The sequence below is a fragment of the Parendozoicomonas verongulae genome, assembly GCF_009711465.1.
GTDB lineage: Bacteria > Pseudomonadota > Gammaproteobacteria > Pseudomonadales > Endozoicomonadaceae > Sansalvadorimonas > Sansalvadorimonas verongulae.
Genome location: NZ_SMME01000505.1, coordinates 1 through 653, shown reverse-complemented (window position 1 = coordinate 653; position 653 = coordinate 1). Strand labels below are relative to the sequence as shown.

The window sequence follows — 653 nt, the reverse complement described above, 5'->3', positions numbered from 1 at the left end:
CTGAAAACTATCCGTAGCACGTCCAACTCTTTTGAGTTTCTCGGGGGCGTGTTCTGTAAAAGTTATGGTATGCGCCCCGATTCTTACTCTTGGGCGTTGACCCCACGGATCATAAGACACGGATGTCTGTTCAATGGTGATGGGTTCTCCCGGTACCCGATAAAGTCCTGTGCTTATCTGATGCCGTGGTGGGAACCTCATCCGCAAAGAAGACAAATTCCGTGACTTCAGCTGAAATGAGAAGGTCTCCGTCACCCGTTCTGCATCACTGCTGACAAAGCCGGGAAACTCACCTCCCATGGGCATGTAGGCTTTGTATTTTTCTTCCGGGTCTTCCAGAATCATGCCAAAGCATGGTTCATAAGCAACACAGGCCAACAGAGCCAGCCACAGAGTTCGGAAGACAGAACAGGTGACTTTTCGGTAGCCAGATTTAGCCATAACGATTCTCCCAGCCAATACGCTGGAAAAATCTATCATGGCCTGAATGCAGACTGTCTAACCTTCCTGTCAGCCTCTCCAGATCAGTTATAAACCATCATGATACAACCAGCGGGGATGGGAATACCCCTTTCCCGCCACACGGTGATAAGCCTCCTCACTGACAGGAACATACCAGCGTGTGAAGAATAAAGTCAGGTCTTGTCCGGTAA

General features: G+C 49.5%; 1 protein-coding gene. It reads right to left on the bottom strand.

The features are described 5' to 3' along the window. The coding region (locus tag E1189_RS24615) for a hypothetical protein (protein WP_230459925.1) at nt 1-441 on the bottom strand (441 nt) is incomplete at its 3' end. Nucleotides 442-653 lie beyond the last annotated feature (212 nt).